The 24,580-nt window shown below is 53.7% G+C and carries 24 protein-coding genes, 2 tRNA genes and 1 pseudogene; 16 read left to right on the forward strand and 11 right to left on the reverse strand.

Annotation, left to right across the window (positions count from 1 at the left end):
* Positions 1-5 precede the first annotated feature (5 nt).
* From SH580_RS18885 to ispF, 5 genes are all read left to right on the forward strand, one after another.
* Entirely contained in the window at positions 6-728 is a 723-nt protein-coding gene (locus tag SH580_RS18885; protein WP_319832368.1) for an MBL fold metallo-hydrolase, read from the forward strand.
* Positions 728-1,846 (forward strand): bifunctional diaminohydroxyphosphoribosylaminopyrimidine deaminase/5-amino-6-(5-phosphoribosylamino)uracil reductase RibD, encoded by a 1,119-nt coding sequence (ribD, locus tag SH580_RS18890; protein ID WP_319832369.1) that lies wholly within the window; start codon positions 728-730, stop codon positions 1,844-1,846. The genes SH580_RS18885 and ribD overlap by 1 nt, the downstream gene beginning before the upstream one ends.
* The gene (gene rdgB, locus SH580_RS18895; RefSeq protein ID WP_319832370.1) at positions 1,843-2,433 is read left to right on the forward strand and encodes an RdgB/HAM1 family non-canonical purine NTP pyrophosphatase; all 591 of its coding nucleotides are present in this window, start codon (positions 1,843-1,845) and stop codon (positions 2,431-2,433) included. Before ribD ends, rdgB begins: the two co-directional genes overlap by 4 nt.
* A 123-nt stretch (positions 2,434-2,556) precedes the next feature.
* On the forward strand, positions 2,557-2,961 hold the full coding sequence (gene ndk / locus SH580_RS18900; protein WP_319832371.1) for a nucleoside-diphosphate kinase: 405 nt from the start codon (positions 2,557-2,559) through the stop codon (positions 2,959-2,961).
* 3 nt (positions 2,962-2,964) lie between these two features.
* Positions 2,965-3,459 (forward strand): 2-C-methyl-D-erythritol 2,4-cyclodiphosphate synthase, encoded by a 495-nt coding sequence (gene ispF, locus SH580_RS18905; RefSeq protein WP_319832372.1) that lies wholly within the window; start codon positions 2,965-2,967, stop codon positions 3,457-3,459.
* Positions 3,460-3,485: 26 nt separating this feature from the next.
* On the opposite strand, the gene SH580_RS18910 is transcribed toward ispF, so the two are convergent.
* Positions 3,486-4,655, reverse strand: a complete 1,170-nt coding sequence (locus SH580_RS18910) for a Fic family protein (RefSeq protein WP_319832373.1) — start codon at positions 4,653-4,655, stop codon at positions 3,486-3,488.
* 135 nt (positions 4,656-4,790) lie between these two features.
* Between SH580_RS18910 and SH580_RS18915 the strand changes: the two genes are divergently transcribed.
* Positions 4,791-5,768, forward strand: coding sequence for a formylglycine-generating enzyme family protein (locus SH580_RS18915; protein ID WP_319832374.1), 978 nt, complete (start codon positions 4,791-4,793; stop codon positions 5,766-5,768).
* 3 nt (positions 5,769-5,771) lie between these two features.
* On the opposite strand, the gene SH580_RS18920 is transcribed toward SH580_RS18915, so the two are convergent.
* Complete coding sequence (locus SH580_RS18920; RefSeq protein WP_308950697.1) at positions 5,772-6,509, reverse strand: 3-methyl-2-oxobutanoate hydroxymethyltransferase; 738 nt, start codon at positions 6,507-6,509, stop codon at positions 5,772-5,774.
* A gap of 179 nt (positions 6,510-6,688) precedes the next feature.
* Between SH580_RS18920 and purH the strand changes: the two genes are divergently transcribed.
* The 3 genes from purH (at position 6,689) to putP (ending at position 10,807) form a co-directional block, all read left to right on the forward strand.
* On the forward strand, positions 6,689-8,239 hold the full coding sequence (gene purH / locus SH580_RS18925) for a bifunctional phosphoribosylaminoimidazolecarboxamide formyltransferase/IMP cyclohydrolase (RefSeq protein WP_319832375.1): 1,551 nt from the start codon (positions 6,689-6,691) through the stop codon (positions 8,237-8,239).
* 365 nt (positions 8,240-8,604) lie between these two features.
* Positions 8,605-9,249 (forward strand): class I SAM-dependent methyltransferase, encoded by a 645-nt coding sequence (locus tag SH580_RS18930; protein WP_319832376.1) that lies wholly within the window; start codon positions 8,605-8,607, stop codon positions 9,247-9,249.
* A 70-nt stretch (positions 9,250-9,319) separates the two neighbouring features.
* On the forward strand, positions 9,320-10,807 hold the full coding sequence (gene putP, locus SH580_RS18935; RefSeq protein ID WP_319832377.1) for a sodium/proline symporter PutP: 1,488 nt from the start codon (positions 9,320-9,322) through the stop codon (positions 10,805-10,807).
* Between the two features lie 225 nt (positions 10,808-11,032).
* On the opposite strand, the gene SH580_RS18940 is transcribed toward putP, so the two are convergent.
* From SH580_RS18940 to SH580_RS18950, 3 genes are all read right to left on the reverse strand, one after another.
* Positions 11,033-11,108 (reverse strand) — tRNA-Ala (locus SH580_RS18940).
* Between the two features lie 64 nt (positions 11,109-11,172).
* Entirely contained in the window at positions 11,173-12,012 is an 840-nt protein-coding gene (locus tag SH580_RS18945; RefSeq protein ID WP_319832378.1) for an RluA family pseudouridine synthase, read from the reverse strand.
* Positions 12,013-12,148: 136 nt separating this feature from the next.
* Positions 12,149-12,973: an SDR family NAD(P)-dependent oxidoreductase gene (locus tag SH580_RS18950; protein ID WP_319832379.1), complete on the reverse strand. Its 825-nt coding sequence runs from the start codon at positions 12,971-12,973 to the stop codon at positions 12,149-12,151.
* Between the two features lie 109 nt (positions 12,974-13,082).
* On the opposite strand from SH580_RS18950, the gene hpf reads away from it, so the two are divergent.
* The 3 genes from hpf (at position 13,083) to SH580_RS18965 (ending at position 14,177) form a co-directional block, all read left to right on the forward strand.
* Positions 13,083-13,448 carry a ribosome hibernation-promoting factor, HPF/YfiA family gene (hpf, locus tag SH580_RS18955; RefSeq protein WP_319832380.1) on the forward strand — a complete coding sequence of 122 codons (366 nt, stop codon included), beginning with the start codon at positions 13,083-13,085 and terminating at the stop codon, positions 13,446-13,448.
* 208 nt (positions 13,449-13,656) lie between these two features.
* The gene (locus SH580_RS18960) at positions 13,657-14,016 is read left to right on the forward strand and encodes a hypothetical protein (protein ID WP_319832381.1); all 360 of its coding nucleotides are present in this window, start codon (positions 13,657-13,659) and stop codon (positions 14,014-14,016) included.
* A gap of 84 nt (positions 14,017-14,100) precedes the next feature.
* Positions 14,101-14,177 (forward strand) — tRNA-Arg (locus SH580_RS18965).
* A 329-nt stretch (positions 14,178-14,506) separates the two neighbouring features.
* On the opposite strand, the gene SH580_RS18970 is transcribed toward SH580_RS18965, so the two are convergent.
* Positions 14,507-15,211: a zinc ribbon domain-containing protein gene (locus SH580_RS18970; RefSeq protein WP_319832382.1), complete on the reverse strand. Its 705-nt coding sequence runs from the start codon at positions 15,209-15,211 to the stop codon at positions 14,507-14,509.
* Positions 15,212-15,272: 61 nt separating this feature from the next.
* Here SH580_RS18970 and SH580_RS18975 point away from each other — a divergent pair, with 61 nt between their 5' ends.
* Entirely contained in the window at positions 15,273-15,629 is a 357-nt protein-coding gene (locus SH580_RS18975) for a tetratricopeptide repeat protein (protein WP_319832383.1), read from the forward strand.
* A 45-nt stretch (positions 15,630-15,674) separates the two neighbouring features.
* Complete coding sequence (locus SH580_RS18980; protein WP_319832384.1) at positions 15,675-16,658, forward strand: acetyl-CoA carboxylase carboxyltransferase subunit alpha; 984 nt, start codon at positions 15,675-15,677, stop codon at positions 16,656-16,658.
* On the opposite strand, the gene SH580_RS18985 is transcribed toward SH580_RS18980, so the two are convergent.
* The 5 genes and pseudogenes from SH580_RS18985 to ilvD form a co-directional block, all read right to left on the reverse strand.
* Entirely contained in the window at positions 16,655-17,782 is a 1,128-nt protein-coding gene (locus tag SH580_RS18985; RefSeq protein ID WP_319832385.1) for a hypothetical protein, read from the reverse strand. The genes SH580_RS18980 and SH580_RS18985 overlap by 4 nt on opposite strands.
* 114 nt (positions 17,783-17,896) lie before the next feature.
* Complete coding sequence (locus SH580_RS18990; protein WP_319832386.1) at positions 17,897-18,043, reverse strand: hypothetical protein; 147 nt, start codon at positions 18,041-18,043, stop codon at positions 17,897-17,899.
* 81 nt (positions 18,044-18,124) lie between these two features.
* Complete coding sequence (locus SH580_RS18995; protein WP_319832387.1) at positions 18,125-18,970, reverse strand: hypothetical protein; 846 nt, start codon at positions 18,968-18,970, stop codon at positions 18,125-18,127.
* A gap of 27 nt (positions 18,971-18,997) precedes the next feature.
* A pseudogene (locus tag SH580_RS19000) lies at positions 18,998-20,583 on the reverse strand (glucose-6-phosphate isomerase).
* Between the two features lie 39 nt (positions 20,584-20,622).
* Complete coding sequence (gene ilvD, locus SH580_RS19010; RefSeq protein WP_319832389.1) at positions 20,623-22,338, reverse strand: dihydroxy-acid dehydratase; 1,716 nt, start codon at positions 22,336-22,338, stop codon at positions 20,623-20,625.
* Positions 22,339-22,432: 94 nt separating this feature from the next.
* On the opposite strand from ilvD, the gene scpB reads away from it, so the two are divergent.
* Complete coding sequence (gene scpB, locus SH580_RS19015; RefSeq protein WP_319832390.1) at positions 22,433-23,275, forward strand: SMC-Scp complex subunit ScpB; 843 nt, start codon at positions 22,433-22,435, stop codon at positions 23,273-23,275.
* Positions 23,275-24,576 (forward strand): prephenate dehydratase, encoded by a 1,302-nt coding sequence (pheA, locus tag SH580_RS19020; protein WP_319832391.1) that lies wholly within the window; start codon positions 23,275-23,277, stop codon positions 24,574-24,576. Before scpB ends, pheA begins: the two co-directional genes overlap by 1 nt.
* Positions 24,577-24,580 lie beyond the last annotated feature (4 nt).

Below are 24,580 nucleotides of genomic sequence, written 5' to 3' on the forward strand. Positions count from 1 at the left end.
GAATCATGGCGCAAGTGCGGCATTGTGACAATCTGGTGACCGCTCAATACTTACGGATTGAAACCGGCGGCGTGGCCTGCATCGTCAGCCGCATCATGATTATCGAATTTCAAGAACTCCCTCCGATTGGCACCAATGCCTTTGCCCTGATTGAGCCATCGCTGCAGCAATGTGTGATTGTCGATGCGCCTGCCGATGCATATGCGTGGGCGCAGCAAGTGGCGGATAAGCATGGCTGCAAAATTGTGGCCCTCATTTTGACGCATGGGCACTGGGATCATATTTTGGATGGGCATCAGTTCGCCGCGGCGGGCGTGCCTACCTATGGACATGCGGACGATCGCGAGATGTTTGCTGCGCCGTCCAAAATGGCCAGCTACGCGATCCCTGGGCTGGAGTTGAAGGAAGTGCCGATTGACCATTGGATTCAAGGCGGCGATCAGCTCGAGCTGCTAGGCACACAGATGGAGATTCGTCATGTGCCGGGGCACTGCCCTGGCAATGTCTTGGTCTACATCGCCAGCGAAAAAGCCGCCATCGTGGGGGATGTCATCTTTGCAGGCAGCGTGGGACGCTATGACCTGCCGGGCGGGGATTTCTCGGTATTGGAAAAATCGATTAAGACTCAGGTCTATACTTTGCCAGATGAGACCACGCTCTATCCGGGCCACGGTCCGGCGACTTCGGTGATTCAGGAGAAGGCGAGTAACCCATACGTGAAAGGGTAATGTCGGATCCGCTCAAAGATGAACGCTTTATGCGGCGCGCGCTGGAATTGGCGCAGCGAGCATGGGGACAGACGCACCCGAACCCGATGGTGGGCGCTGTCATCGTCGAAGACGGCGAGATCGTGGCCGAAGGTTGGCACCATGCGGCCGGGCAAGCGCATGCCGAGATTGAGGCGATCCGGGCCTTGGGGCGCAAACCTGCGGGCGGGGCGACGATCTATGTGACACTTGAGCCCTGCAGCACTTGCGGGCGCACGGGCGCGTGCACGGATGCGATTGTCGCGGCCGGATTCGCAGCTGTGGTGGTGGGCGCGCAGGACCCGAATCCAGCTCATGCCGGGCGTGGCTTGGCGATTCTTCGCGAGGCCGGCATCACTGTGACTTCGGGCGTATTGGCGCAGGAGTGCGCCGACTTGAATCTTATTTTCAATCATTGGATCACGCAGAATACGCCGCTGCTTGCGGCCAAAATGGCGCTTACCTTAGATGGCAAATTTGCGGCCGCTTCCGGGCATTCGCGTTGGGTGACTGGTGAGTTGGCACGGGCGGACGTCATGCGTTGGCGTCGTTACTTCCCCGCGATCGCGGTGGGAGCGAATACCGTGTTGCACGACAACCCGAGCCTGACCTCGCGCATCGGCGAGCAAGTCTGGTGTCCGCAGCGCTTTGTTTTTGATCGTAGTCTTAAGACTTTGGCGTTGGAAAGCTTGCCAAAGCTGTATTCAGACGCCCATGCTGCGCGCACGGTGGTGCTTTGTGCGGAGTCGGCCCCCCAGGAGTTGCAGCGACGGGCCGCGAATGCAGGCATCCCGCTTTGGGTCTTGCCGGTAGTCGAGGGGCATCTCGATTGGCAGGCCTTTCGTGCTCGATGCATCGAAGCAGAGATCTACGGTGTCTATGTGGAAGTGGGGCCGACGCTGGCCACCCGCGTGCTTGAAGCTGAGCTGGTGGATTACCTGTTTGTTTATCAAGCTCCCAAGTTAATCTCCGATGCGGCCTCTGTGGGGATTGGATCGCTACGAAATACACAAACGATGGAGCAAGTCTGGACGCTGAGTGACTTGCGCCGTGCCAACTTAGGCAATGATCATTTAATCCGAGGATTTCTTACAACATGAAGCAATTAATAGTCGCAACGGGCAATGCCCATAAAGTCGAAGAGTTTGACGGTCTACTGGCAGACTGTGGTTTTGAAGTGTGCTCCGCCAAGGTCTGCGGCGGCATGCCGGAGGCCGTGGAGGACGGGGATAGTTTTGCCGCGAATGCGCGCATCAAAGCGCTGGCACTGCGCGCGCAAGCGCCCGCGGATGCTTGGGTCCTGTCCGACGATTCGGGGCTGGAAGTCGACGCGCTCCAGGGGGCGCCCGGCATCTATTCTGCGCGCTATGCAGGGGAGGGGGCCAATGATTTGGATAACTTGAATAAGTTGCTGAGCGAGTTAGCTAAGCACGCAGAAGCCACGCGCAGTGCACGCTTCCGTTGTGTGCTTTGCTTGATCGATCCCGAGGGGCGTGAGCAATACTTCGACGGCGCCTGCGAGGGGCACATTGCGAGCGAGCCGAGCGGTGAGCAAGGCTTTGGCTATGATCCCGTGTTCGTGCCGCAAGGTTTCACTGAGTCCTTTGCTGAGCTCGGGGAAGCGACCAAGAGTCAACTCAGTCACCGAGCACTCGCTGTTCAAGCGCTCAAGGAAAGTGTGCAATGATGAATGATTGATTCCGGGATCAGAAGCTTCACGACTTTGGCTATATTACTGTAAAACTCACAGGGTTTTGTCTTGTCAAAGAGTGCAGTCTGTTGCATCCCAATTCCCCCACTACAAAACCTTATGGAAGAAACACTTATCATTCTCAAACCTGACTGCATGAAAAAGCGTGTCGCAGGTGAAGTTATCTCACGCTTTGAAAAGGCCGGTTTCGAAATCGTTGCCTCGAAAGTTATGCAATTGGATGGTCCCATCTTGCGCGAGCACTATGCACACGTGGCCGACAAGCCTTTCTTTCCTGAGATCGAAGAATTCATGAGCAGCCGCCCGGTCATGCCTATGATTCTTCGTGGCGAAGACGTGATTGCAAAGGTCCGTGATTTGCTCGGTCCTACAAACTCTCAAGAAGCGGCTAAGGGCACCATTCGCGGGGATCTTGGCACTGACATGATGCAAAACGTCGTTCACGCATCGGACAGTCCCGAAGCGGCTGCAGATGAGAAAAAACGCTTTTTCCCAGAGCTATAAACAGTGAAGGTTAAAACAGGGATCGGTCTCGACAGCCATCGATTCGTCGAAGGCGAGTCGGACCGTCCCTTTATTTTAGGAGGGCTCCAGTTTGAGGATGCCCCGGCACTGGCTGGCAATAGCGATGCCGATGTCATTTTACACGCGGTGACCGATGCGATTAGCGGAGTCACCGGGCGCACGGTGATTGGTGCCGTGGCCGACGCCATGTGCAAGCAGGGCATTACCGACAGCAAGGCTTACCTCGCAGTGGCCCTGGAAGACCTCGCAAAGATGGGGGGCGGTGCTTGGCAGATTAGTCATCTGTCTGTGGCTGTGGAATGTTTGCGCCCCAAGATTGACCCCAAAGTGCCCGCTTTGCGTGCCTCTTTGGCCAGTCTGCTGGCAATCGAAGTCGAGGATGTATGTCTCACCGCGACCACTGGCGAGGGCCTCAACGACTGCGGTCGTGGCCTCGGCATGCATGTGTCTGCAGTGCTGACAGTCGTGCGAGACTGATCTTTTGCACTGTGCGTTAGTTTGCGTTAGGGGTGCCCTTGCCAAGCTGCAAATTCTCGCGGACGTAGGCGGTAGCGTGCGATATTACCTTCGTGTAGACTGTTTAATTCGACCTGGATGACTTGTATGAATTGTGCTCGAGCATCTGGAGCCAGCTCGTGTGCAAAGGCCTCGATACTTGAGCTGGCCTCTGCTTGGGAGTGATTTTGCTGCACGATTTCGCGCACGCAGGCGTGGATGATGTGCCGATGCTGTAGGCGAAAAGGGTCTGGCTCGCCGAGCGTTTCGCGCACGGCCGAATAGCGCATTGCCGAGCGTTTGTAGGCCCACACAAAAACCTCGCGCAGGTATTCGATCCGATTGAGCTCGTAGACTCCGAGAATCGCATGCACGTAATCACTTTGTGGCACATCCACGAAAGAGAGTGGACACAGATTGTGCCGGACGAGTGGGATGTTGGCTGCCAGGCGCGAGACTCGTTTGTTGACGTCTTCAAAGGCCTGCAAATACGGTAGATGCACCATCGCAAAGAAGGCCTGTTCGAAGGGGTTCTCGATCGCTTCAGCTTTTTCTAAAAACACATCGAAGCGCTCCTTGATGCGGAGATGACCTTCAGGCGGGTAATACACCGAGGCAGCAATGCCGACCGAGCGCTCGCGAATACGACCACAGCTATCAGGATCTGGCATCAGATTATCGGCGAGCAGTGCATGGAGGTTGCAAATGGTGTAGTGGTTGAAGCCGATTTCGTCGGCTTGATCTGCCAAGAGTTCGATCGCTGCTTTGTGATTGAGTAGCATTTGTGCTTCCACCGTCGCCTTGCCATCGGAGGCTTCACCCAGTTCCAATAGACGCTGTGTCTCTAGGATTGAGTAGGTGTTGCCCTCAAGCCGGCTGGAGTTCCAAGACAGGTCGATCAACAAACGATCAAGAACTTTGCGCACATAGGTGCCCGCAGGTAATTGACTGGCGCCAACGTGGCCTTCCTGCGCGAGATCTTGGCGGATGGATTCACTCAAGTAAGCGCTTTGATTCGGCTGGTAATCGTCTAAAAAAGCGTCCTTGTAGCCGACGGGGTCCCTTTGCCGCTGCGGGCGCGTGACCTGTGCGCGAATTTGTTTTGCCACCGCAGAGAGCGAAATGCCTGCGTCTTCTGCCAGCTGTGTCTGCCATTTGCCGATCTCGCTGGCGGCCACTTGGTAGCGACGGCTGCGACGGCTGCGACCTTCGCTTTTAGGTGACCGGATTCGAGTAGGCCATCTTTTTGGCGCGATTATGAAAGTCGACGGTTTGGCTTGATCTCAGTTGCAGCAGTTCTGTTAATTGTGACTATGAGTGAAGCTAAACAGGGATGCTGTGCGCCTCAGCGCAGTGCGGGTGCCGCGGCCCCCGTGATTGATTTACGATCGGCGGAGGGCGCTGCCAAGTTAGGATCGACTCAGGGCATGGTACGTGTTCAAGGCGGTCAATTTAAGATTGGTTACGAAGGTCCTGGTGCGTGGGTGGCTGATGGCGAAGGCCCCGTGCGAACGATTACACTCGATACTTATTGGCTGGATCAAACTGCCGTCACCAATGCTCAGTTTGCGGAATTTGTAGCCGCAACCGGCTATGTCACCGAGTCGGAGAAATTTGGCTGGGCCTATGTCTTTATCGGGCAGCTTTCGAACTCAAAGCAACGCAAGCTTCGCGAAACAAAGACCGTGCAGGGCTTGCAGTGGTGGTATGCCATCGACGGGGCCTATTGGCGTAAGCCTGAGGGGCCTGGCTCCAATATTAAGAAACGCATGGATCATCCCGTAGTGAGTGTCTCTTGGAATGACGCGCTGGCTTATGCGCATTGGGCGGGCAAACGTCTGCCCTCCGAGGCCGAGTGGGAAGTGGCCGCACGTGGTCCCGATAACGTACAAACGATGTATCCATGGGGCAGCGAACTGGAACCAGGCGGGAAGCATCGTTGCAACGTGTGGCAGGGTGACTTCCCACATGTCAATTCAGAGGCAGATGGCTATGCGTGGACGGCTCCGGTCACCGCATATCGTAAATATGAGAGCGGATTTTATAACCTGCTCGGCAATGTTTGGGAGTGGTGTGCCGATTGGTTTCATCCCAGCTGGCATGCGAAAGAAAGCGAGGCCACTCGTATCAATCCCACGGGGCCCAGTAGCGGCGAGAGCCGCGTGATGAAAGGCGGCTCCTTCTTGTGTCACGAGAGTTATTGCAATCGCTATCGTCTTGGGGCCCGCACCGCCAATACGCCTGATTCCGCCACTACGAATTTAGGCTTTCGCTGTGCCCGGGATGCGTAAGTGCTAGTCCGCAATTAAGCGGATGTAGGCCTTGACCGCTTCGGTCTGGGCAGCGTGTGCATCGCATTGGCGAAACGCGTGCTTATAGACTCGTGTTTCAAGGCCGATTAGATCGTGCCAAACTTGCACTTGTCCGTCGCAGTGGAGGCCAGCTCCGATACCGATGACTGGGATCTTGAGTGCTTGGCTGACGCGCTGGGCCACTAGGCCCGGTACTAGCTCCAAAATCACACCGACCGCCCCGGCGGCTTCCAGTTTCAAGCATTCGTCCACGAGTCGTTCGGCAGATTCGTCGTCTTTGGCTTGCATCGATGGCTTTTCAATCAGCTGCGGGGTAAAGCCCAAATGCGCCCAACCATCCACTTCAGATTGTGCCAGCGCCTCAAAGACCTCCGGTTTGAAGCCTTCCACTTTCACGCCATCGACGCCGTCTTGTCGCAATTGATCGGCGGCGTCCATGATGCTGGCGAGGCTGCTGGAAGCCGCAAAAGGAATGTCGGCCAACAAATACGAACGCTCGACTCCGCGTGCGACAGCACGCACATGGTGGCGCATCTCTTCCAGACTCAGGTCGTTCTGGTGGGCGTACCCCAGCACATTGGTCGCCAAGCTGTCGCCTACGAAGATCACGTCGATGCCGCAGGCGTCTTGTATCTTGGCTGACGGGTAATCGTAGCACGTTAGCATCGATATTTTGATGCCGTCATGTTTGAGTTGGCTAAATGTGGATGCCTGCTTCATGTTATTGGGATACCTTTTATCGCTTAAGAGATCAAGCCACGCAGAATATTTTGTGAGCGGATGGCAATTTAAAATCAACTGCGGCCTCAGCATTATTTTTTCTAAAACGCTTGGCGAATCTCGCATAGGCCCTTTAATCCGCTGCTTCACTTTCTATTTTCTAATCAACTCGTCATATTATGCAAAAAAACGCACTCCTCTCCGTCAGCGATAAATCAGGCCTTGTGCCCTTCGCTAAAGCTCTGGTTGAGCAACACGGCTACCGCCTGCTTTCCACTGGTGGCACCGCAAAGTTGCTTGAGCAAGAGGGCATCCCTGTCACCGAGGTCAGTGACTACACTGGCTTCCCGGAAATGATGGAAGGGCGTGTCAAGACACTGCACCCTAAGATCCACGGTGGACTATTGGCGCGCCGCGACAAAGAGGAGCACATGGCCGCAGCTGCAGAGCACGGCATTGAAATGATCGATCTCGTAGTGGTGAATCTTTACCCCTTCGAAGAGACTGTTGCCAAGCCCGACGTCACTTTCGAGCTCGCAATCGAGAACATCGACATCGGTGGTCCCTCCATGCTGCGTTCCGCGGCTAAGAACCACGCCTCCGTCTCTGTGGTGGTCGATGCCGCTGATTACGATCGCGTGCTTGCAGCCATGAGCGACGAAGCCGCGCTGCTCAAACTACGCCGCGAGCTAGCGCTCAAGGTCTTCCAGCGCACCTCCTCTTACGATGGTGCCATTGCCGCCTATCTCGAAGCGCAGGTCGCGGAAGCCCCCGATCTCGGTGAAATTTCCGGCATCCCTGCCAAGTTGGATTTGCGACTACCACAGGTGCAAAGCCTACGCTACGGTGAAAACCCACACCAAAAGGCTGCACTTTACGGCAACTTCTTTGATTGCTTCGAGCAGCTACAAGGCAAGGAGCTCAGCTTTAACAATATCATCGATATCACCGCCGCCACATACCTGATCGGCGAATTCCAAAAGCCTACCGTTGCCATCCTCAAGCACACGAATCCATGTGGTGTCGCCTCGGCCGAGACACTTGTGGAAGCCTGGGAGCAAGCCTTTGTGACCGATCAACAAGCTCCTTTCGGCGGCATCATCGTAGTTAATCAGACCATGGATGCCGACCTCGCTGCGATCATTAGTAAGATCTTCTGTGAAGTCATCATCGCGCCTGACTTTACGCCCGCCGCCCGCGAAATCTTTGCTAAGAAGAAGAATCTGCGCCTGATGACTGTTAAGGGCAGCCTGCCCGCAGCCTCCCTGCAAGAGATGCGCTCGGTGGTCGGTGGTGTTCTGATGCAAGACCGCGACACCATGCCCGACCGCCCCAGCGACTGGAAGATCGTGTCCAAGCGTCAGCCTAGCGACGAAGAGATGCGCGCCATGATCTTCGGTTGGAACGTCGTCAAGCATGTCAAGTCCAACGCCATCGTTTACGCAGGTTGCGAACGCACCCTAGGCGTCGGCGCGGGGCAAATGTCGCGTGTCGATAGCTCTAAGATCGCCGTTTGGAAAGCGGGCGAAGCCGGGCTACCACTCGAAGGTTCCATCGTGGCCTCCGACGCCTTCTTCCCCTTTGCCGACGGCCTAATCGCCGCAGCCGAAGCTGGTGCCGTGGCTGCGATCCAGCCCGGTGGCTCCGTGCGCGACGACGAAGTGATCGCTGCCGCTGACGAGCGTAATATGGTGATGGTCTTCACCGGCAAGCGCCACTTTAAGCACTAGAAATCAGGCATAGAGTAGGCCGGTTGCAGGTCCTCATTAGCACTTTTCAAGACCGAGTGGCGACACTCGGTCTTTTGCTGTACCTGTCTTTGGGTTTATCAGTGGATTTGTTTATCCACGCGCATACGAATGCTTATGTCCATTCCCTAGCGCTGTAAAACACTTGCCACTTGTTAGCAAGTTTACTTATTCTGCTTTGGATCGCTTGAAGTTTTACTTATGGTGGCGGTGTTTTAATATATCATTCTCCGTTTATCTCACAGTTATAGTGAGAGCAGTCCGTGTGTGGTATGGCAGCTCGTATCTGCGTAAAATGCCCCTCAAAAGCCGGATGGCGTAGCCTAGCCCTAACAACAAATACACTCATGGATCCCAAGACTATTGAAGCTTACGATACACACGCCTCTGTTTTTGCCGCACGTTACCGATCGGGAGATCGTGTCCCTGTCGAACGTCTTAAATTAGCCTTTGGGCATCGTGCGCATATTTTAGATATTGGTGTGGGCAGTGGGGTGGATATGGCGCGTTTTCTGGAAGCAGGTTATGATGTGCGCGGCTTGGAGCCCTCTCAGGTGTTGATGGAGACGGCGCTAGAGCATTTCCCTCGTTTGCAGGGGCGTCTGAGTCAAGGGGCGATCCCACTGCAGGAGGACGAATTGCTGCAGCGTTGGCAGTCGCGTTTCGATGGTATATTTTGTAGTGCGGTCTTGATGCATATCGCGCCCGATCGTCAGCAACTGGCACTTGAAGAGATGTATCGTATGTTAAAGCCCGAGGGGCGACTTCTGCTCACAGTTTCCTCCAATCGCTCAGGCTTGGATGAGCAAGGCCGCGATGAATATCAACGATACTATGCTGAGCTTTCCGAAGAGCAGGTGCTGGAGCTCAGCCAGAACGCTGGTTTTGTGCAGCAACAAACATGGCACGACGCTGATAAGTGGCACCGTGTCGGTTTGGTTTGGGCCAGCTATCTGTTTGAGAAGCCTAAGCGTAAGCTATCAGCTGGTTGAGCCTTGTCTCTCACTTGGCGGCTCTGCATTTTCGCTACGCACTCACAGCCCTTACACAACCACTCGACTCATGGCACTTGGTATTTGGATTAGTTTATTTTTGTATTTCGCTTTAATGATCGCGATCGGATTTTACGCCGCGAAGGAATCCACCGCTAATTCGGAAGAGTACATGTTGGGAGGTCGGGACTTGCACCCTGCCGTGGCCGCGCTATCCGCTGGGGCGTCCGACATGTCAGGCTGGTTACTGCTCGGCTTGCCAGGCGCGCTCTACCTCAGCGGAATGAGTGAGGCTTGGATCGGTATCGGCCTCTTGGCGGGAGCTTGGCTCAATTGGATCGTTGTGGCGCCACGCTTGCGCGTGCAGACCGAGCATTACGGCAACGCGCTGACCATTCCCGAGTTTTTGGCAAATCGCTTTCCTAGTAAAGCCATGGCCCTGCGCACACTGTCTGCAATTATCGTGGTGGTCTTTTTTATTGTCTACACGGCTTCAGGCTTGGTGGCAGGAGGTAAATTATTTGCTAGTGCCTTTGGTGAATTAGTTAATTTCGCTTGGATGAGTGACTATGCCTTCGGCGTCTGGTTTACCCTTGGCATCGTATTAACATACACCGTCGTGGGTGGTTTCCTCGCGGTCAGCCTGACTGACTTTGTGCAAGGCTGCATCATGATGCTGGCATTGATCATCATGCCGCTGGTGATTCTCAACACCGGGCAGGGCGCTGGCTTCGGCGTCGCCAGTGAGCGACTGCAAGTGATCGACCCAAACTATCTATCCCTGTGGGATGGGCTCACGTTTTTTGGTTTTCTCTCCGCCGTCGGCTGGGGGCTCGGTTATTTTGGGCAACCTCACATTATTGTCCGCTTTATGGCCGTTCGTTCCGTCAAAGATATTGGTAAAGCGCGCAATATCGGGATGAGTTGGATGGCAGTTTCCCTGCTCGGCGCGATCGGACTCGGCCTCTTCGGGCGCGCCTACGCCGCACGTAACGGCATGGTGATCGACGACCCCGAAACCATTTTTATCCTACTGGCCGATTTACTCTTCCACCCCTTAGTGACCGGGTTTCTCTACGCCGCACTGCTAGCCGCGATTATGTCGACCATTTCCAGTCAATTACTCGTGTCTTCTTCCTCCTTGGCCGAAGACTTCTACCGTCTGTTTTTCAATACCAAGGCCAGTGAACCGCAAGTCGTCACAGTCAGCCGTATCAGCGTCGTCATCGTCGGTGTGCTGGCCGCTTGGATGGCCAACGACCCTGATTCGCAGATCTTAAAACTCGTGTCCAACGCCTGGGCAGGCTTTGGTGCCGCCTTTGGTCCCTTGATCATCCTCTCTCTGACGTGGAAAAGAATGTCCGGCACCGGCGCGGTCGCCGGCATGCTCACCGGTGCCGTCACCGTGATCGCATGGATTCAACTCGGCTGGAGCAGCTCCTTTCTTGGAGGTCCCGGCATTTACGAAATTATTCCCGGCTTTATCCTCGCCTGGTGCGCTATCGTCATTGTCAGCCGCCTCACGCCCAGCCAAGGCGAATTCCGCGAGTTTTCGTAAGCGGGGGGGCTTATGCTTTAGCGCGTGCAAGTTGCACTATGACCCGCGTCCGCGGACACACTACGATAATTGCTTCGCCCCTGATCTCTGGTGTAATCCAAGTTTGACTTGCAAATTCCTTGCTCTGGCTTGCCCGGGCGTAGTTTTCGAGACGGTGTGAAGTCCGGCTTCTCTTCGATACGCCGGGACAGGCTTCGTTCGCCGAAACAAGTTTCGGACGAAGCCTGGTGGAGCATAGGAGAGTCGAACTCCTGACCTCTTGCATGCCATGCAAGCGCTCTACCAACTGAGCTAATGCCCCTTTCAGGAAAGATTGGAAAAATGGCGGGACTTGTTCCTGCGTCAATAGTTTTTCAAACTATTTTTTATTCGCACGCAGAGTCTTCTGACTGCTCTTTCATTGTTGAGCCATGTCCCATGGCTGCTGAGACTTCTGCCGCGCTGAGGTCCATGTGGTTTTCACTGAACGCTAGCATGTCTGCCTGTAGGGGGGCGGTGAAGCTCACGGTGCCTTCGGGGAATTGGAAGTCGTAGCGGTGGCAGTGGAGTGCTTGTCGCTGAATGGGGAGGGCGGCCGCGAGGCGCTCGGTCCAGCCGTTTTCGATGAACTCGATGTAGAGCGTTTCATCGGGGCCGTAGATTTTGTCACCGACGATGCGATGTTTTATTTCTTCGGCGTGCACGCGAATCTGATGCTTGCGGCCGGTCTCTGGTTGGACTCGACACAGGGTATAGCCCTTTTGGGAGAGCAGGGGGATGAAGTCGGTGACGGCGTCCTGTGAGCTGCGGTCGTAGCTGACTTCGGATTTGACGATGACGGGCCCTCCGCCTTTGCGACGGCGGGCAATGGGCAGATCAATGTGCTGGGGCTCGTTGAATTCCCCTTCCATCAGTGCGATGTAGGCTTTCTTGACGATGCGATTTTGGATCGCCATTTGGAATTTGCGCGCCACGGCTGGGCGCTTGGCAAAAACTATCAGGCCGCTGGTCTCGCGGTCGAGCCGGGCGATTAGGTGTAATTTGTCGGCTCCGGTGTATTCGCGCACGACGCCGACGAGACTGGACATCGGGCCGTTCTTGGAGGGATGGCAGACTAGCCAGCCGGGTTTATTGACGATGAGCAGATTGTCGTCTTCCTGGACAATCCAGTTTGTGAAATCGGTCATGTCGACCAGGGGGGCTTCTTCGCCGTAGGGATTGTTCATAATTTCAGAGGACAGGAGTCGGAGGACGGAGGACGGAGGACGGAGGACGGAGGACGGAGGACAGAGGACAGAGATCGGAGGACAGAGGACAGAGATCGGAGGACAGAGGTCAGGGGATAGAAGGGAATGCCGGGTATTATTGGGCTCGATGTTGTTCGAGGCGCATTTTACGTAGGATGAGGCCTCCGATACGAGTGACGGCGACGAGTGGCATTTTACTGCCGAAGAAGGTGATGCAATGATTCATCCAGCCAGTTACGACGAGTGCCTGGCCTTTGGCAATGGCTTTGAGTGTGCGTGCGGCGACTTCTTCAGAAGTCATGTCGAGGCCTTTGTTGCCGCTTTTCTTCATGGGGGGCGTGGCAAAGCCGGCAGCTTTAAAGAAATTGGACTGAGTCGGGCCAGGGCAGACGGTGAGGGTGCGCAGCTTGGTGCCGCGTAGATCTTCGTTGAGTGCCAGCGACCAGTTGCGGACAAAGGCCTTTGTGGCGCCATAGGTGGCGAGGAAGGGGGTGGGCTGAAAGGCCGCAGTGGAGGCGATATTGACGATGACACCGCCTCGTTCTAGCATGGGAGGGAGTAGCCGCGCGGTGAGATCCACCACTGCACGCACATTTAAGTCGATCATCGACAGCTGTTTGTCGATGTCGAGCTCTGGCATGCGTCCGTAGTCGCCGAAGCCGCTATTATTAATCAGTAATACTTCTCCGGCAGGTGCTGCGTCGATTTGATTTAGGAGGCCTGCTGCGGTGTGGGCCACTTGGTTCGCGTCGCATAAATCGACTGGGAAATGTTGACCGTTTTTGCCCAAAAAAATGTCAGGTTTTGAACGAGAAAGGTTGCACAATGTAATATCTGGTGCTACGGTTTGAATTGCTTTGATAATTGAGCAGCCAATTCCAGATGAACCGCCCGTAATGATTATTACGGAGAACCGATTGAAGTATGTAAGATGCTTCATGTATGTGTTAGGTTTTGAATGGATTGGCTTTTTTTATGCTCAGTTGGGTCATTGCGGCGGTGTCAGTCGACGCCGTTAAATCGAACCAATAAACAAAAGGAAAATACATATGAAGCAACATGACGTAATCATCTCAGGTTTGAACATGGAACTGACGGATGCGATCAAATATATGGTTCATGAAAAAGCAGAAAAACTCTTTGAGCATGAGGATAAGATTATTCGCATGCGTGTGGAGCTTGAATACGACCCCCACCAGTCTACCCACCAAAAGGAATTTATAGCGAAAGGACAGCTTGAAGTCCGAGGTAACGACCACTTTGCATCTGCAGCTACGGATGATCTGTATAAGTCGATCGATGATATGGTTCACAAACTTGACCGAATGTTACGGCGTCGTTCGCGTCTGAAGAAAGTGAAGCGTAAGGATACACATTTGGTCGATATTCCGGCTGATATTCCAAAAGCAGTCTAGCGATTTGATTTCACTACCTAATATACCCCGCTCTAAGCCCGGCAGTTTTCTGCCGGGCTTTTTTTAGGAGGAATCCGACTGTTGAATCTAAAATCGGCAGTTTAAATATCCATGAGGTTCTTAAACCGTTAATGTTCATCGCTGAGGTGGGGCGTAAGATCTGTTTTTGGTCTTTGCAGTTGGATGCTTTTCAGTTTCTGTAGGCGCTATGAATCCTAATATTTATCAAGTTCTTCATATTGTCGGCATTGCAATGGTCTTTTTAGGCTATGGCGCTCTACTTGCGCGTAGCATGGCTGCACCGGATAATGTTTCTGTGCGCAAGCTTGGCTCAATTACCAGTGGTATCGGTTTGCTGCTTATATTGGTCGCTGGCTTTGGCTTGATTTCGAAAATGGGGCATAGCTTTGCTTCTCCATGGTTGATTGTGAAGATGGTCATCTGGTTGGCGCTGGGGGGACTGATCGTTTTGATCAATCGTAAGCCGCAATTGGCCGTCATGCTGTGGTGGCTATTGATTGTGCTCGGTGCGATCGCTGCGAGCATGGTCTATATTGTTAGATTTTAAGTGCTTTCAAAAAAAAATCACTTTTTGTGAAAGTTCTTCTTGATCTCTGCTAAAAGCTTTGTCTTTATCCCGCACTTCTCAAACGCACCTGTAGCTCAATTGGATAGAGCGCCTGACTACGAATCAGGAGGTTAGGGGTTCAAGTCCCTTCAGGTGTACCACTTTTTTTTAAGCGCTTCGATTCGTCGGAGCGCTTTTTTTTTATTCAGGAGAGAGGTCAGAAGACAGATGCCAGAGGGCTTGCCTGTTCAACCCCAGTTCCAAGAACCGAGACTACAAGGAAATGATCGCTAAGGATCAAATATTCTTAGTGGTATGAGGACGGAAGCCTTAGGACTGATGCGAATATCAATCAGTTATCGTGCTTTCTATCTCGCCGAAAGGAGCCATGGCGCGATTCTTATAACTAACTGATTTACAGTGGCTGGCTTCAGTTTTCAGTCCTCAGTCCTCAGTCCTCAGTCCTCAGTCCTCAGTCCTCTGAGTGGGTCTATGCGTAGACAATGCGTGCGCATTGGTCGCAGAAGTGTGGTTCACCTGCGAGTAGGGCGCCACTGGAGACTTCGTTGGAGACGCGTAGGTGGCAGCCTCCGCATTTATGTGCTTCGATTTGTGCGACGTAGGGGGGGCGCTTGCAGAGTGTTTTGACGCGGTCGTAGTGGCCGAGGTAGTTCTCGTCGGCTGCACTGCGGGCGGCCTCTACATTGGCTTTGGCTTCGTCGACGGAGGCTTTTAAATTGTTTTCACGCTCACCGAGTTGGGCGATTTGCTTTGTTTGTTCTTGGATACGGGCTTCAATGATGGCTTTTTCGGCTTCAAAGGCTTCGCGAGTGGTGTCGATTTCCAGCATGAGCTCGATCTCGCGCTCTTCGAGTTCGGCAATTTCTTGTTGGCTCTGCTCGATTTGGTGGGTGAGGGCGCGATACTCGTCGTTCTTTTTGACTTCGAGTTGCTGGGTGAGGAAGCGGGCGATTGCGCTCTCTTTGGCTTTGACCTCGGTGTCGATCTCGCTGCGCTCGACTTCTTTTTCTTTAAGCGCCTGGCGGGCCGCTTCGATATTTGCCTGCTCGGCGGTGATGTTCGCCTCTAGAGCGTTGCGCTCTTGTGGGATGCGTGCGAGTTCTTGCTCGATTTTTTGGAGCGCGACGTCGCGATCTTGAACAATTAGAAGTTTTTCGATTTGCGGGTCAGACATAAGTGAGTTATCTCTACTCGACTCAAAACAGGCTCGGTACTAGAGCAACACAAAAGCGACTATGAGCGACACTTCTCTTCAGGATCAGATCGACGATGCCACCCTTGACTTCACTTTAGGTGATAGTGAGGCAGCAACGGCTAAATTATTACGGCTCTCCGAGGCACATGCAGAAAGTTTTGGGGTGTGGCATGCTCTGACTGAGATTTATTTTGCGGAAGGCGACTATGATGCGGCTTTGGCGGCGGGGGAGCGGGCGCATGCGCTTTGTCCGGATGATATTCACATTAATACCAGTCTGTCTCGCATCTGGGTCGAGCGAGGCGACAAAGACCAGGCGGAGCACTTTGGTGCGCAAGCGCGCATGCTTGGCTGGAAAGACGAACTTAAGTCACCGCCTGAGCAGGATGATATTTAGTGGCATTGACAGCTCCGAATCTTAACACCTAAATCCCTAATACACATGGAAGACGTTACTTATACGCTGGAATTTGAAAAGCCGCTACGCGAGCTTGAGAAACAATTGATCACACTGAACCAAGTCTCGAAGGAGTCTAAGGTCGATGTGACGAGTGAGATTGAGGCGATTGAGGCCAAGATCGAGAAGACTAAGATGGAGATCTACTCCAATTTAACGCCTTGGCAGCGAGTGCAGCTTTCGCGCCATCCGAAGCGCCCTTATTCGCTGGATTATATTGAGGCGATTTTTACTGATTTTGAAGAATTACACGGCGACCGGCGTTTTCGTGAGGATGCGGCTATTGTCGGCGGACCTGCTTTTCTCGACGGTGAGCCTGTAATGGTGTTGGGGCAGCAAAAAGGACGTAATACGCGTGATAATTTGAAGCGCAATTTCGGTTGTCCGCACCCGGAGGGCTACCGTAAAGCGATGCGCCTAATGGAAATGGCTGAAAAATTCGGTATGCCGGTGGTGACTTTTGTAGATACACCAGGCGCCTATCCTGGAATCGGCGCGGAGGAGCGTCACGTGGCCGAGGCGATTGCGGTGAATATCCGTGATATGAGTGCCTTAAAGGTGCCTATCGTGACGATTGTGATCGGTGAAGGGGGCAGTGGTGGTGCCTTGGGTATGGCTGTGGCCGATGAGGTGATGATTCTTGAGAATGGTTATTATTCGGTGATTTCACCGGAGGGCTGTGCGGCGATTCTATGGAAAGACCGTGCTGCAGCGCCACAAGCGGCAGATGCTTTGAAATTCAGTCCTGAGTATTTGGCGAAATTTGGAGTCGTGGATCGTGTGATATCCGAACCTACAGGTGGAGCGCATCGTGATTATGAGAGTGCTGCAAATAGCTTGAAAGAGGCGATTGTTGATTCCCTGACTCGACTCAAGAAGAAGAGTCTCAAGAAATTGCTGGAGGATCGCTATACCAGATTCCGTAATTTGGGGGAATTTGCTGATTCTGCCGCTACAGCTAAGGCTTAGTGACTGCCTGAGCTCTGGGTGCCTGCTTGGGGCGCGTCAAGTTCTGTAGTGGATGCTTCGTTCGCTGTGGATGTGCGCTCGAGTGCGATCAGGGTAATGAAGTCATCCTTTATGCCCTGGAAGGCGAATCGGTAGGTCCACCCATCTTCATCGTGATGTTCCCAGGTGTCACCATTTTGTAGGCCAATGCCTTGAATGAAGATGGTGGCGCGTTCGGAATCTTCGGATGCGGCAAACAAGGCATCGATTTTTATCGAATTTGCGACTGCGCGCCATTTGGCAGTGGTCGTGCCCTGGGGAATGAGCACGATGGATTGCTCAGTTACGATGGGGTGTAGCTCTTGGGGGGCAAAGAACTTCTTTGCGGGCGTTTGCTGGAGAGGGAGCTCTGTTGTGACTGGTGGAAGCTGTAATTCAACCGCTGGATTGCTGTAGCTTGGGGCGGCTGTCGGGTCTTGTGCGACAGGCCTGTTGGTATTTGTGGGGGCGTTCTCGAATACGAGGGTGGTGAGCGGTTGATCGTTGATGTTGGATGTGGCGACTTGACTCGGTGCGCTTTTTTTGGGGAGGTCTTTGGTGAGGCTTGCCGTAGATGGTTCGGAGTTTATGAAGGACTGAAATGTGTGAATTAGCATTTGCGCGGTGCCGCCTGCTTGCGTTCTGAATGCGTTGGCATTGGTGAGTAGAGATTTCGTGCGTTTGTTGGCCAAGCCTGTGTATTCTGCGAAGCGTTGACCTTCTGGCATCAGGTGTAGTGACAGTTGGGGTACATAGCTTGCCAGCGAAAGTTGCACGCAAACGATGGCAGCCGCACTTAGGGCGGTGCCCAGCGCGGGGATTGTGATTAGCTTATAAACTAGAATGAAAGTAGCTAGGTAGAGTCCTGCGATGACTATTATTTCCTGTGTGTGTGCACTGACGCTGGGTAGTATTTGGCCGATGGTGTTGAGTAGAATGACACGTAGGCAGACCAATAGTGTGGCGATTTTGAGTCCAGTTAAGAGCTTGGCATCAACGTGGCCTCTGGAAAGCAGTTTGCAGGCTAAAATTATCAAGCCAGCGAAGACCACAATGGCGCCGATGTGTAAGAGTGCATCGAGAGTGGTGACTAAGGATTCGTTCATTTAGAGACTATTGATTTTGTGTGCATCTTTCGTGGCTTGGGCTGTCTCGCAAGTGAAAATAAAAAAACTCCATCCGTTGTGGATGGAGTTTTTGTGACAAATATCCGTAGCGGATTAGCCGCCGAAGCCAGGAGCTCCGCGTTCCCAGTCTGCGGGGCGGCTCCAGGGCACAGATTGATCGTCTGGGTTGCTGTCGAAGCAGCCAGTCATGAAGAGAGCCATCAAGGCGAGTGCGGCAAGGAGTGCAATTCGGCGATACATTGGATGTGTTTGTAGGATGTTTATAGTGCGTGTCAGCGGTTTCAGAGCAAGTTCTATGACTATTCCGAAAGTTACGAAATCTTAATGAAGAATTTTAACCGCGCTACCAACTGAGATTTTGCTGGTTTGAACACCTGGAAGTAGGTTGGCGACCACTAAGTCATCTGTGACTTGGACGACTTGGATTTTTCCGAGTGCTTTCATGTCTTTGATCACGGTGACTTGGGCGCCTGGAGCGAGGCCGAGTTCCGGGCTGTTGGTGAATACGACGATGCCGTCCTTCTTACTCAGTGATTGCACCGTGGTTTCAGCCCCGATTGAGGCGGTCGGCAGTGGCTGTGAGGGCGTCGGGCTGAAGCTGCTGCTATAGCTGCCACCTGCAGTCATAATGCCGGTTTGGCCCGCTTTGGCACCCGTGGCTAGGCTGTTGGCTATGCGTTCTTTAGCGCTTTCAAGAGACTCGCTCAATTCGGCATTGGATTTTTCCAATTCGGCAATGCGCTCGTTGAGTTGTGCGAGCTCTCCTTCTTTACTTGCGGCAGTCAGGTTTCGCTCAGATTCCAGAAGGTCTGCCCGCAGGCGTTTTGAGGTGTTTTCTAGTTCCTGTATCGATCGCTTCGCTTCACTCAGTTGTTGCTGTGTGCGGCTGACTTCTTGCTTGGCCGTATACATTTCGGAGCGAACACTTTCAAGTTTACGCTTTTCGTCGGCGAGGGCTTCGCGCTCGTTCTTGAGGCTGTTCTCGATTTTACTGATTTGCTCATTTGCGGTGCTTAATTCCGCCTGAACGGCAGCAGTGGCTTGCTCGGCTTGGACGCGAGCGGCGTTTTGCTCGGCGAGTTTGCCTTTGCCCACAAAAAAGAGGGCAGCAGCAGCGAGTGCTGCAACGATTGCGAGGATACGGAGTATCATGGATAGACTATTCATGTATTTATTTGGGGGGTTCTAGCTAAATTATTCAGAATAAAAAAGTGACTGATAGATGGGGGCCTTGGTCTCGACTGAGAGTCCGCGTTGGTTGGCGGCAAGGCGATTGAGTAGTTTAAAGATTAATTCAGTCTGTGCATCAAGGTTCAAGTTTTGCGCAATTGTGACTGCATCGAATTTGTTACCAGCATGTTCTTTTAGGTAAGCGATGACCTGTTGCTCAATCTCGAGCACGGTGGCGGCAGCTTTCTTGCCCGCTTCGACACCGGGTTGGTGGTATGCGTTGATATTGATCAGGCTGGCGTAGAGCCCGACTGCACGTTCAAACAGGGCGATCAATTGACCGACGGCTTCGGGGGTGACTTCGCGAATGGTGATGGTGATCGATTGGCGACCATTGTCATAGAGCGCATCACGAGTGCCGAGGAAAAAGCCTTGTAGGAAGTCGCCCGATGTCGTGCCGGATTCGACTTCGATGGAATCGCCATCGCGATCTTTGAGCACTTCGATGAAAGTGGCGAAGAAGTTATGCACGCCCTCACGCAGTTGCTGTACATAGGCGTGTTGGTCGGTGGAACCTTTGTTGCCATAAACGGCGATGCCCTGGTGCACGACTTTGCCATCGAGGTCGAGTTCTTTGCCGAGCGACTCCATGACAAGTTGCTGCAAATATTTCGAAAATAGCATCAGGCGATCTTTGTAAGGAAGCACGACCATATCCTTGGCACCTTTGGCGTCGGTGGCAAAATACCACATCAGCGCGAGTAGGGCGGCGGGGTTGCTAGCGGTGTCGGTGGAGCGTGTGACTTCATCCATGGCCTTGGCACCTGCGAGCATACGGTCGATGTCGAGGCCTTGAATCGCCGCGGGGAAGAGTCCCACGGCGGCGAGCTCCGAAGTGCGCCCGCCGACCCAGTCCCACATGGGCAGGAAGTCGAGCCAGTTATTGTCTTTGGAAACTTGGTGTAGCTTGCTACCTTCACCGGTGATGGCGATGGCGTGTCGGCCGAAATCCAGTCCGGCTGCTGTGTAGGCGGCGGTGGCTTCGAGCATGCCGTTACGTGTCTCGGGAGTGCCGCCGGACTTGGAGATGACGACGGAGAGGGTTTCGCCAAGTTGGCCCTCTAGCGCGTCGAGTGTGCGATCCAAGCCATTGGGATCGGTGTTGTCGAAGAAGTAGAGTTTGATCTTATCAGTCTTCGGGCCTCCAAGAGCGTCGGCTACAAATTGTGGGCCGAGCGCGGAGCCGCCGATCCGATGACCAGTAGATTTTTGAATGCACCTGAGGCGCCTTGAATCGCACCGCTGTGCACGTCGGCTGCGATCTTCTTAATTTTGCTAATGCAGGCTTCAATCTCGGCCGTTAATTCCGCTTGCGGGGCCAGTGCCGGGTTGCGTAGCCAGTAGTGCCCCACCATGCGACCTTCGTCGGGGTTTGCGATCGCACCGGCTTCCAGCTCTTGCATGGCGGTGAAAGCCGCTTGCATGCGTGGCTCCATCTCCGTGAGAAAGTTGTCGCCGAAATCGATGCGGCTAATATCGATCGCAAAATCGAGCTCGTTGATGTTTAGATAGTGTTGTGTGAATCGATCCCAGGACATGGCTTTGTTAATTTTGAATTTTGAATTAGAAATTAAGAGTTCTGCGGGTGCTTACAAATCTTTATCGGTGACAGCACCATCGGATGCGGTGGCAACGGTGGCGGCATATTTACCGAGGACGCCGCGCTTCGAGCCTGCACCAGTGGGCTTGAAGGCCGCCATGCGAGCTTCGTATTCAGCGTCGTCAATCAGCAGATCCATTGTATTCTTAACGGCGTCGATTTCGATGAGGTCACCACTCTTGACGATACCGATGGGGCCGCCCTTTGCGGCTTCGGGGGTGATGTGACCGACGTCAAAGCCATGACTGCCTCCGGAGAAGCGACCATCGGTGATGAGCGCGACTTCCTTGATCAGGCCGCGCCCTGCGACAGCGCTTGTGGGCGAGAGCATCTCGCGCATGCCGGGGCCACCGACGGGGCCTTCGTTGCGAATGACAACGACATCGCCCGCGACTACATCGCCGCGTAAGATGCCGATGAGAGCCTCTTCTTCACCTTCATACACTTTGGCAACACCCTTGAAGTAGAGGCCTTCCTTACCAGTAATTTTGCCGACGGCACCTCCGGGGGCGAGGTTGCCGCGCAGGATGCGCAGGTGCGTGGTTTCTTTGATTGGTTGATCGAAGGGGCGGATGATATCCTGCTCGTCAGGGTAGCTGGCGTAAGGTTGCACGTCTTTAAGAGACTCTGCGATGGTCTCGCCGGTCACCGTCAGGCAGTCACCATGAAGCATGCCTCGGTCGAGTAGCATTTTCATCATGGGGCGGATGCCGCCGATACGGACCAGGTGACTCATATTATACTTACCAAATGGTTTTAAATCGGCGAGCAAGGGCACACGCTCGCCGATTTCTTTGAAGTCATCGATGCTGAGTTTGACATCTGCTGAGTGTGCGATGGCAAGCATGTGTAGGATCAGATTGGTTGAGCCGCCAAGAGCCAAGCAGGTGGTGATGGCATTTTCGAAGGCCTTGCGTGTCATGATGTCGCGTGGCTTGATGCCATTTTCGAGTAGCTTAAGCACGGCAGCCCCCGCCATTTCGCAGTCCTTACGCTTGGGCTCGCCGATGGCGACTTGAGCGCTACTGCCGGGAAGGCTCATGCCCAGCGCTTCGATGGCACTGGCCATGGTATTGGCGGTATACATACCACCACAAGAACCCGCTCCCGGGATGGCATACTTCTCGACCTCTTTGAGCTCTTCGTCTGTCAGTTCACCTTTGGCGTGTTTGCCGACTGCCTCGAAAACGGAAACGATATCCATCGGATTACGCTGTTCTTCCTCATCGTGTGGCATCAGACCTGGAAGAATGGTGCCCCCGTAAACAAAGACGGCGGGGCGATTCAGGCGGGCGATCGCGATCATGCAGCCCGGCATGTTTTTATCGCAGCCGCCAATTGCGACCAGGCCGTCGAAGCCTTCTGCGGCGACGACTGTTTCGATCGAGTCGGCGATCACATCCCGCGAGACTAGGCTATAACGCATGCCCTTGGTGCCCATGCTGATGCCGTCAGAAACGGTGATGGTGCTGAAGTTTACGGCTTTACCACCCGCGTTGTCGACGCCCACCGTTGCGTGTTCTGCGAGTTCGCCGAGGTGCATATTGCAAGGCGTCAAGTCGCTGGGGGAACCCGCGATACCAATTTGAGGTTTTTTAAAATCTTCATCCTGAAAGCCGACAGCTCGAAGCATGGAGCGTGCGGGGGCGCGGTCGTTGCCATCGACGACGATGGAGGAGTGCGGGCGGTTTGTTGTGTCAGCCATAATAGATTTCCAAATTAAAAGTGGTTGAAAAGTGTTTCTCGTTGCAGAAAAGCGGAGAATTCAATGAATAGCGGGGCAAACGACAATACCCTTTTTGCTTTTAACCGACGATATTATCGAATCTAGTTGTCGCCATAATATGGATTTTGACCTGAAAAAGACTTTAGAGGCTTTGTTGCTTTCGACTGCTGAACCGATCCTGCTCAAGGATGTGGTTAAGGTATTCGCTCGTTATCATCAAGAGTTGAGTGAGGCGCAGGAGGCAATCAAAGGGGAGGAGGACGAAGATGACATTGCGATAGAGATTCCTAGTCTGGTCACGCAAGCTCAGATACGCGAGGCTTTGGAGCAGCTGACCGAAGAGGCGCAAGCGCAGAATCGTGCCTATCGTGTGGTCGAAGGGCCCAATGGTTACCAAATGGTCACTGCGCCACAATTTGCCGAGTTTGTGCGTCTCTTGCGTGGCGCACCTCGTCCAATGAAATTGAGCCCCGCTGCACTGGAAACGCTGTCGATCGTCGCCTACCGCCAACCAGTGACACGGGCTGAAATGGAAGCCATTCGTGGAGTCTCGGTGGATAGTGCCCTGCATAAGTTAATTGAATTAGAATTGGTCATCGTGACGGGGCGCGCTGAACTGCCTGGTCGACCGATCCAATATGGCACGACCGATAAGTTTTTAGAATTTACCGGAATCAAAGAGCTGGATGAGTTGCCAGCATCGGATGTGTTGAGCAATCATCAGATAGATGAATGGATGCGCCGCAGCGAAGAGGAGCCAGAGGAGATCTCTGACGAGGATGTTGGACTGTCGAAGGAGCCGAAGCCCGATGAGCTGGCACTCGATGAGAAATTTGTCGAAGTCGACTGGCAGCGGGAGAATGTTGAAAGTGATGCCGCTCCCGAACCCGAATCTAATGAGAATACACCTTTATAATGTCTGAAGATATCAACGTGAAACTACTGCGTAATCGCGATGCGATTGATGCTATCGACCGCCAAGTGGTGGAGTTGTTAAATCAGCGTGTGCTGACCGATGGGGGGGCGGATGAGGCGACCGTGCTCGCTAAAGTGGCCAGGTTGAATCCCGGCCCACTGTCGGATGCGACGCTGCAGGCGATCTATCGTGCGATGATGCTTGCTGGTCTGGATCCCGCAGCACAGGCAACAGAACCTGCGCGGGTCGATGCGCTGGATTTGAAGATTGTGGAATTGTTGAGCCAGCGAGTGAAGCATGCGGGAGAGATTGGGAAAATAAAACACGCGAATGGGGCTGATTACTATGACCCCACCCGCGAAGCCCAAGTGATGGCCAAAGTGTGTGCGCTCAATCCCGGGCCGATTCAGAACCAGACTTTGCAATTAATCTATCGCGAGGTGATTTCTGGCTCGATTGCGCTGGAGAAAAGACTGGTGATTGCTTATCTCGGGCCCGAGGCGACGTATACACATCAAGCCGCAATCTGTAATTTTGGTGTGAGCCTAGAGTATCGTCCGATTAAGACCATTCCAGATGTTTTTGCAGAGGTCGAATCCGGCGCGGCTGATTATGGCGTGGTTCCGATTGAGAATTCGACTGAAGGGGCCGTCTTTCACTCGATGGACATGTTGGTTGAGTCCGATCTCCACATTTGCTCGCAGGTATATCTGCCGATTGAGCATTGCTTGATATCGCAATCGCCATTGGAGGCGATACGAGAAGTGCGTTCTAAGGATCAAGCGCTGGGGCAATGTCGAGATTGGTTGCGCCGAAATATCCCGAACGCAGAACTCGTCGATGTCGTCAGTACCGCGGAGGCCGTCTGCACTGCCAAAGCGAGCGAGGGCGTCGCGGCGGTGGCGAGTGCGCTGTCGGCACAGCGCTACGATGTGCCGATCCAGGTGCGCGGCATACAAGACCGCGATGACAATGTCACCCGTTTTCTTGTGGTGGGGAAGACGCGAGCCAAACCTTTAGGAGACGGCCGCGATAAGACCAGTTTGGTGATTTCCTTGCGTGACGAGTGTGGGGCACTGGAGAAAACACTGCGCGCTTTTGCCAGTCGCGGCATTAACTTGAGCAAAATCGAATCGCGCCCGAGTCGTAAGAAGGCTTGGGACTATTACTTCTTTATCGATTTAGTGGGGCACTATGAAGACGCGAATGTGCAAGCCGCGCTGGCCGATTTAGAGGGGCATTGCCCCCTTGTGAAGTGGCTAGGGAGCTACCCAAACGTAACTCCGGCTGCTACGATGTAAATCA

Source organism: Coraliomargarita algicola (assembly GCF_033878955.1).
GTDB lineage: Bacteria > Verrucomicrobiota > Verrucomicrobiia > Opitutales > Coraliomargaritaceae > Thalassobacterium > Thalassobacterium algicola.

What these genes read in the sequence shown, in the direction of transcription:
- hpf (WP_319832380.1), top strand. Translation starts at nt 13,083, where the DNA reads ATGAAGCAACATGACGTAATCATCTCAGGTTTGAACATGGAACTGACG.
- SH580_RS18975 (WP_319832383.1), top strand. Translation starts at nt 15,273, where the DNA reads ATGAGCGACACTTCTCTTCAGGATCAGATCGACGATGCCACCCTTGAC.
- rdgB (WP_319832370.1), top strand. Translation starts at nt 1,843, where the DNA reads ATGAAGCAATTAATAGTCGCAACGGGCAATGCCCATAAAGTCGAAGAG.
- SH580_RS18945 (WP_319832378.1), bottom strand. Translation starts at nt 12,012, where the DNA reads ATGAACAATCCCTACGGCGAAGAAGCCCCCCTGGTCGACATGACCGAT.
- pheA (WP_319832391.1), top strand. Translation starts at nt 23,275, where the DNA reads ATGTCTGAAGATATCAACGTGAAACTACTGCGTAATCGCGATGCGATT.
- SH580_RS18930 (WP_319832376.1), top strand. Translation starts at nt 8,605, where the DNA reads ATGGATCCCAAGACTATTGAAGCTTACGATACACACGCCTCTGTTTTT.
- purH (WP_319832375.1), top strand. Translation starts at nt 6,689, where the DNA reads ATGCAAAAAAACGCACTCCTCTCCGTCAGCGATAAATCAGGCCTTGTG.
- SH580_RS18995 (WP_319832387.1), bottom strand. Translation starts at nt 18,970, where the DNA reads ATGAATAGTCTATCCATGATACTCCGTATCCTCGCAATCGTTGCAGCA.
- putP (WP_319832377.1), top strand. Translation starts at nt 9,320, where the DNA reads ATGGCACTTGGTATTTGGATTAGTTTATTTTTGTATTTCGCTTTAATG.
- SH580_RS18990 (WP_319832386.1), bottom strand. Translation starts at nt 18,043, where the DNA reads ATGTATCGCCGAATTGCACTCCTTGCCGCACTCGCCTTGATGGCTCTC.
- SH580_RS18950 (WP_319832379.1), bottom strand. Translation starts at nt 12,973, where the DNA reads ATGAAGCATCTTACATACTTCAATCGGTTCTCCGTAATAATCATTACG.
- SH580_RS18885 (WP_319832368.1), top strand. Translation starts at nt 6, where the DNA reads ATGGCGCAAGTGCGGCATTGTGACAATCTGGTGACCGCTCAATACTTA.
- ilvD (WP_319832389.1), bottom strand. Translation starts at nt 22,338, where the DNA reads ATGGCTGACACAACAAACCGCCCGCACTCCTCCATCGTCGTCGATGGC.
- ndk (WP_319832371.1), top strand. Translation starts at nt 2,557, where the DNA reads ATGGAAGAAACACTTATCATTCTCAAACCTGACTGCATGAAAAAGCGT.
- SH580_RS18960 (WP_319832381.1), top strand. Translation starts at nt 13,657, where the DNA reads ATGAATCCTAATATTTATCAAGTTCTTCATATTGTCGGCATTGCAATG.
- ribD (WP_319832369.1), top strand. Translation starts at nt 728, where the DNA reads ATGTCGGATCCGCTCAAAGATGAACGCTTTATGCGGCGCGCGCTGGAA.
- SH580_RS18920 (WP_308950697.1), bottom strand. Translation starts at nt 6,509, where the DNA reads ATGAAGCAGGCATCCACATTTAGCCAACTCAAACATGACGGCATCAAA.
- SH580_RS18915 (WP_319832374.1), top strand. Translation starts at nt 4,791, where the DNA reads ATGAGTGAAGCTAAACAGGGATGCTGTGCGCCTCAGCGCAGTGCGGGT.
- SH580_RS18970 (WP_319832382.1), bottom strand. Translation starts at nt 15,211, where the DNA reads ATGTCTGACCCGCAAATCGAAAAACTTCTAATTGTTCAAGATCGCGAC.
- SH580_RS18985 (WP_319832385.1), bottom strand. Translation starts at nt 17,782, where the DNA reads ATGAACGAATCCTTAGTCACCACTCTCGATGCACTCTTACACATCGGC.
- SH580_RS18980 (WP_319832384.1), top strand. Translation starts at nt 15,675, where the DNA reads ATGGAAGACGTTACTTATACGCTGGAATTTGAAAAGCCGCTACGCGAG.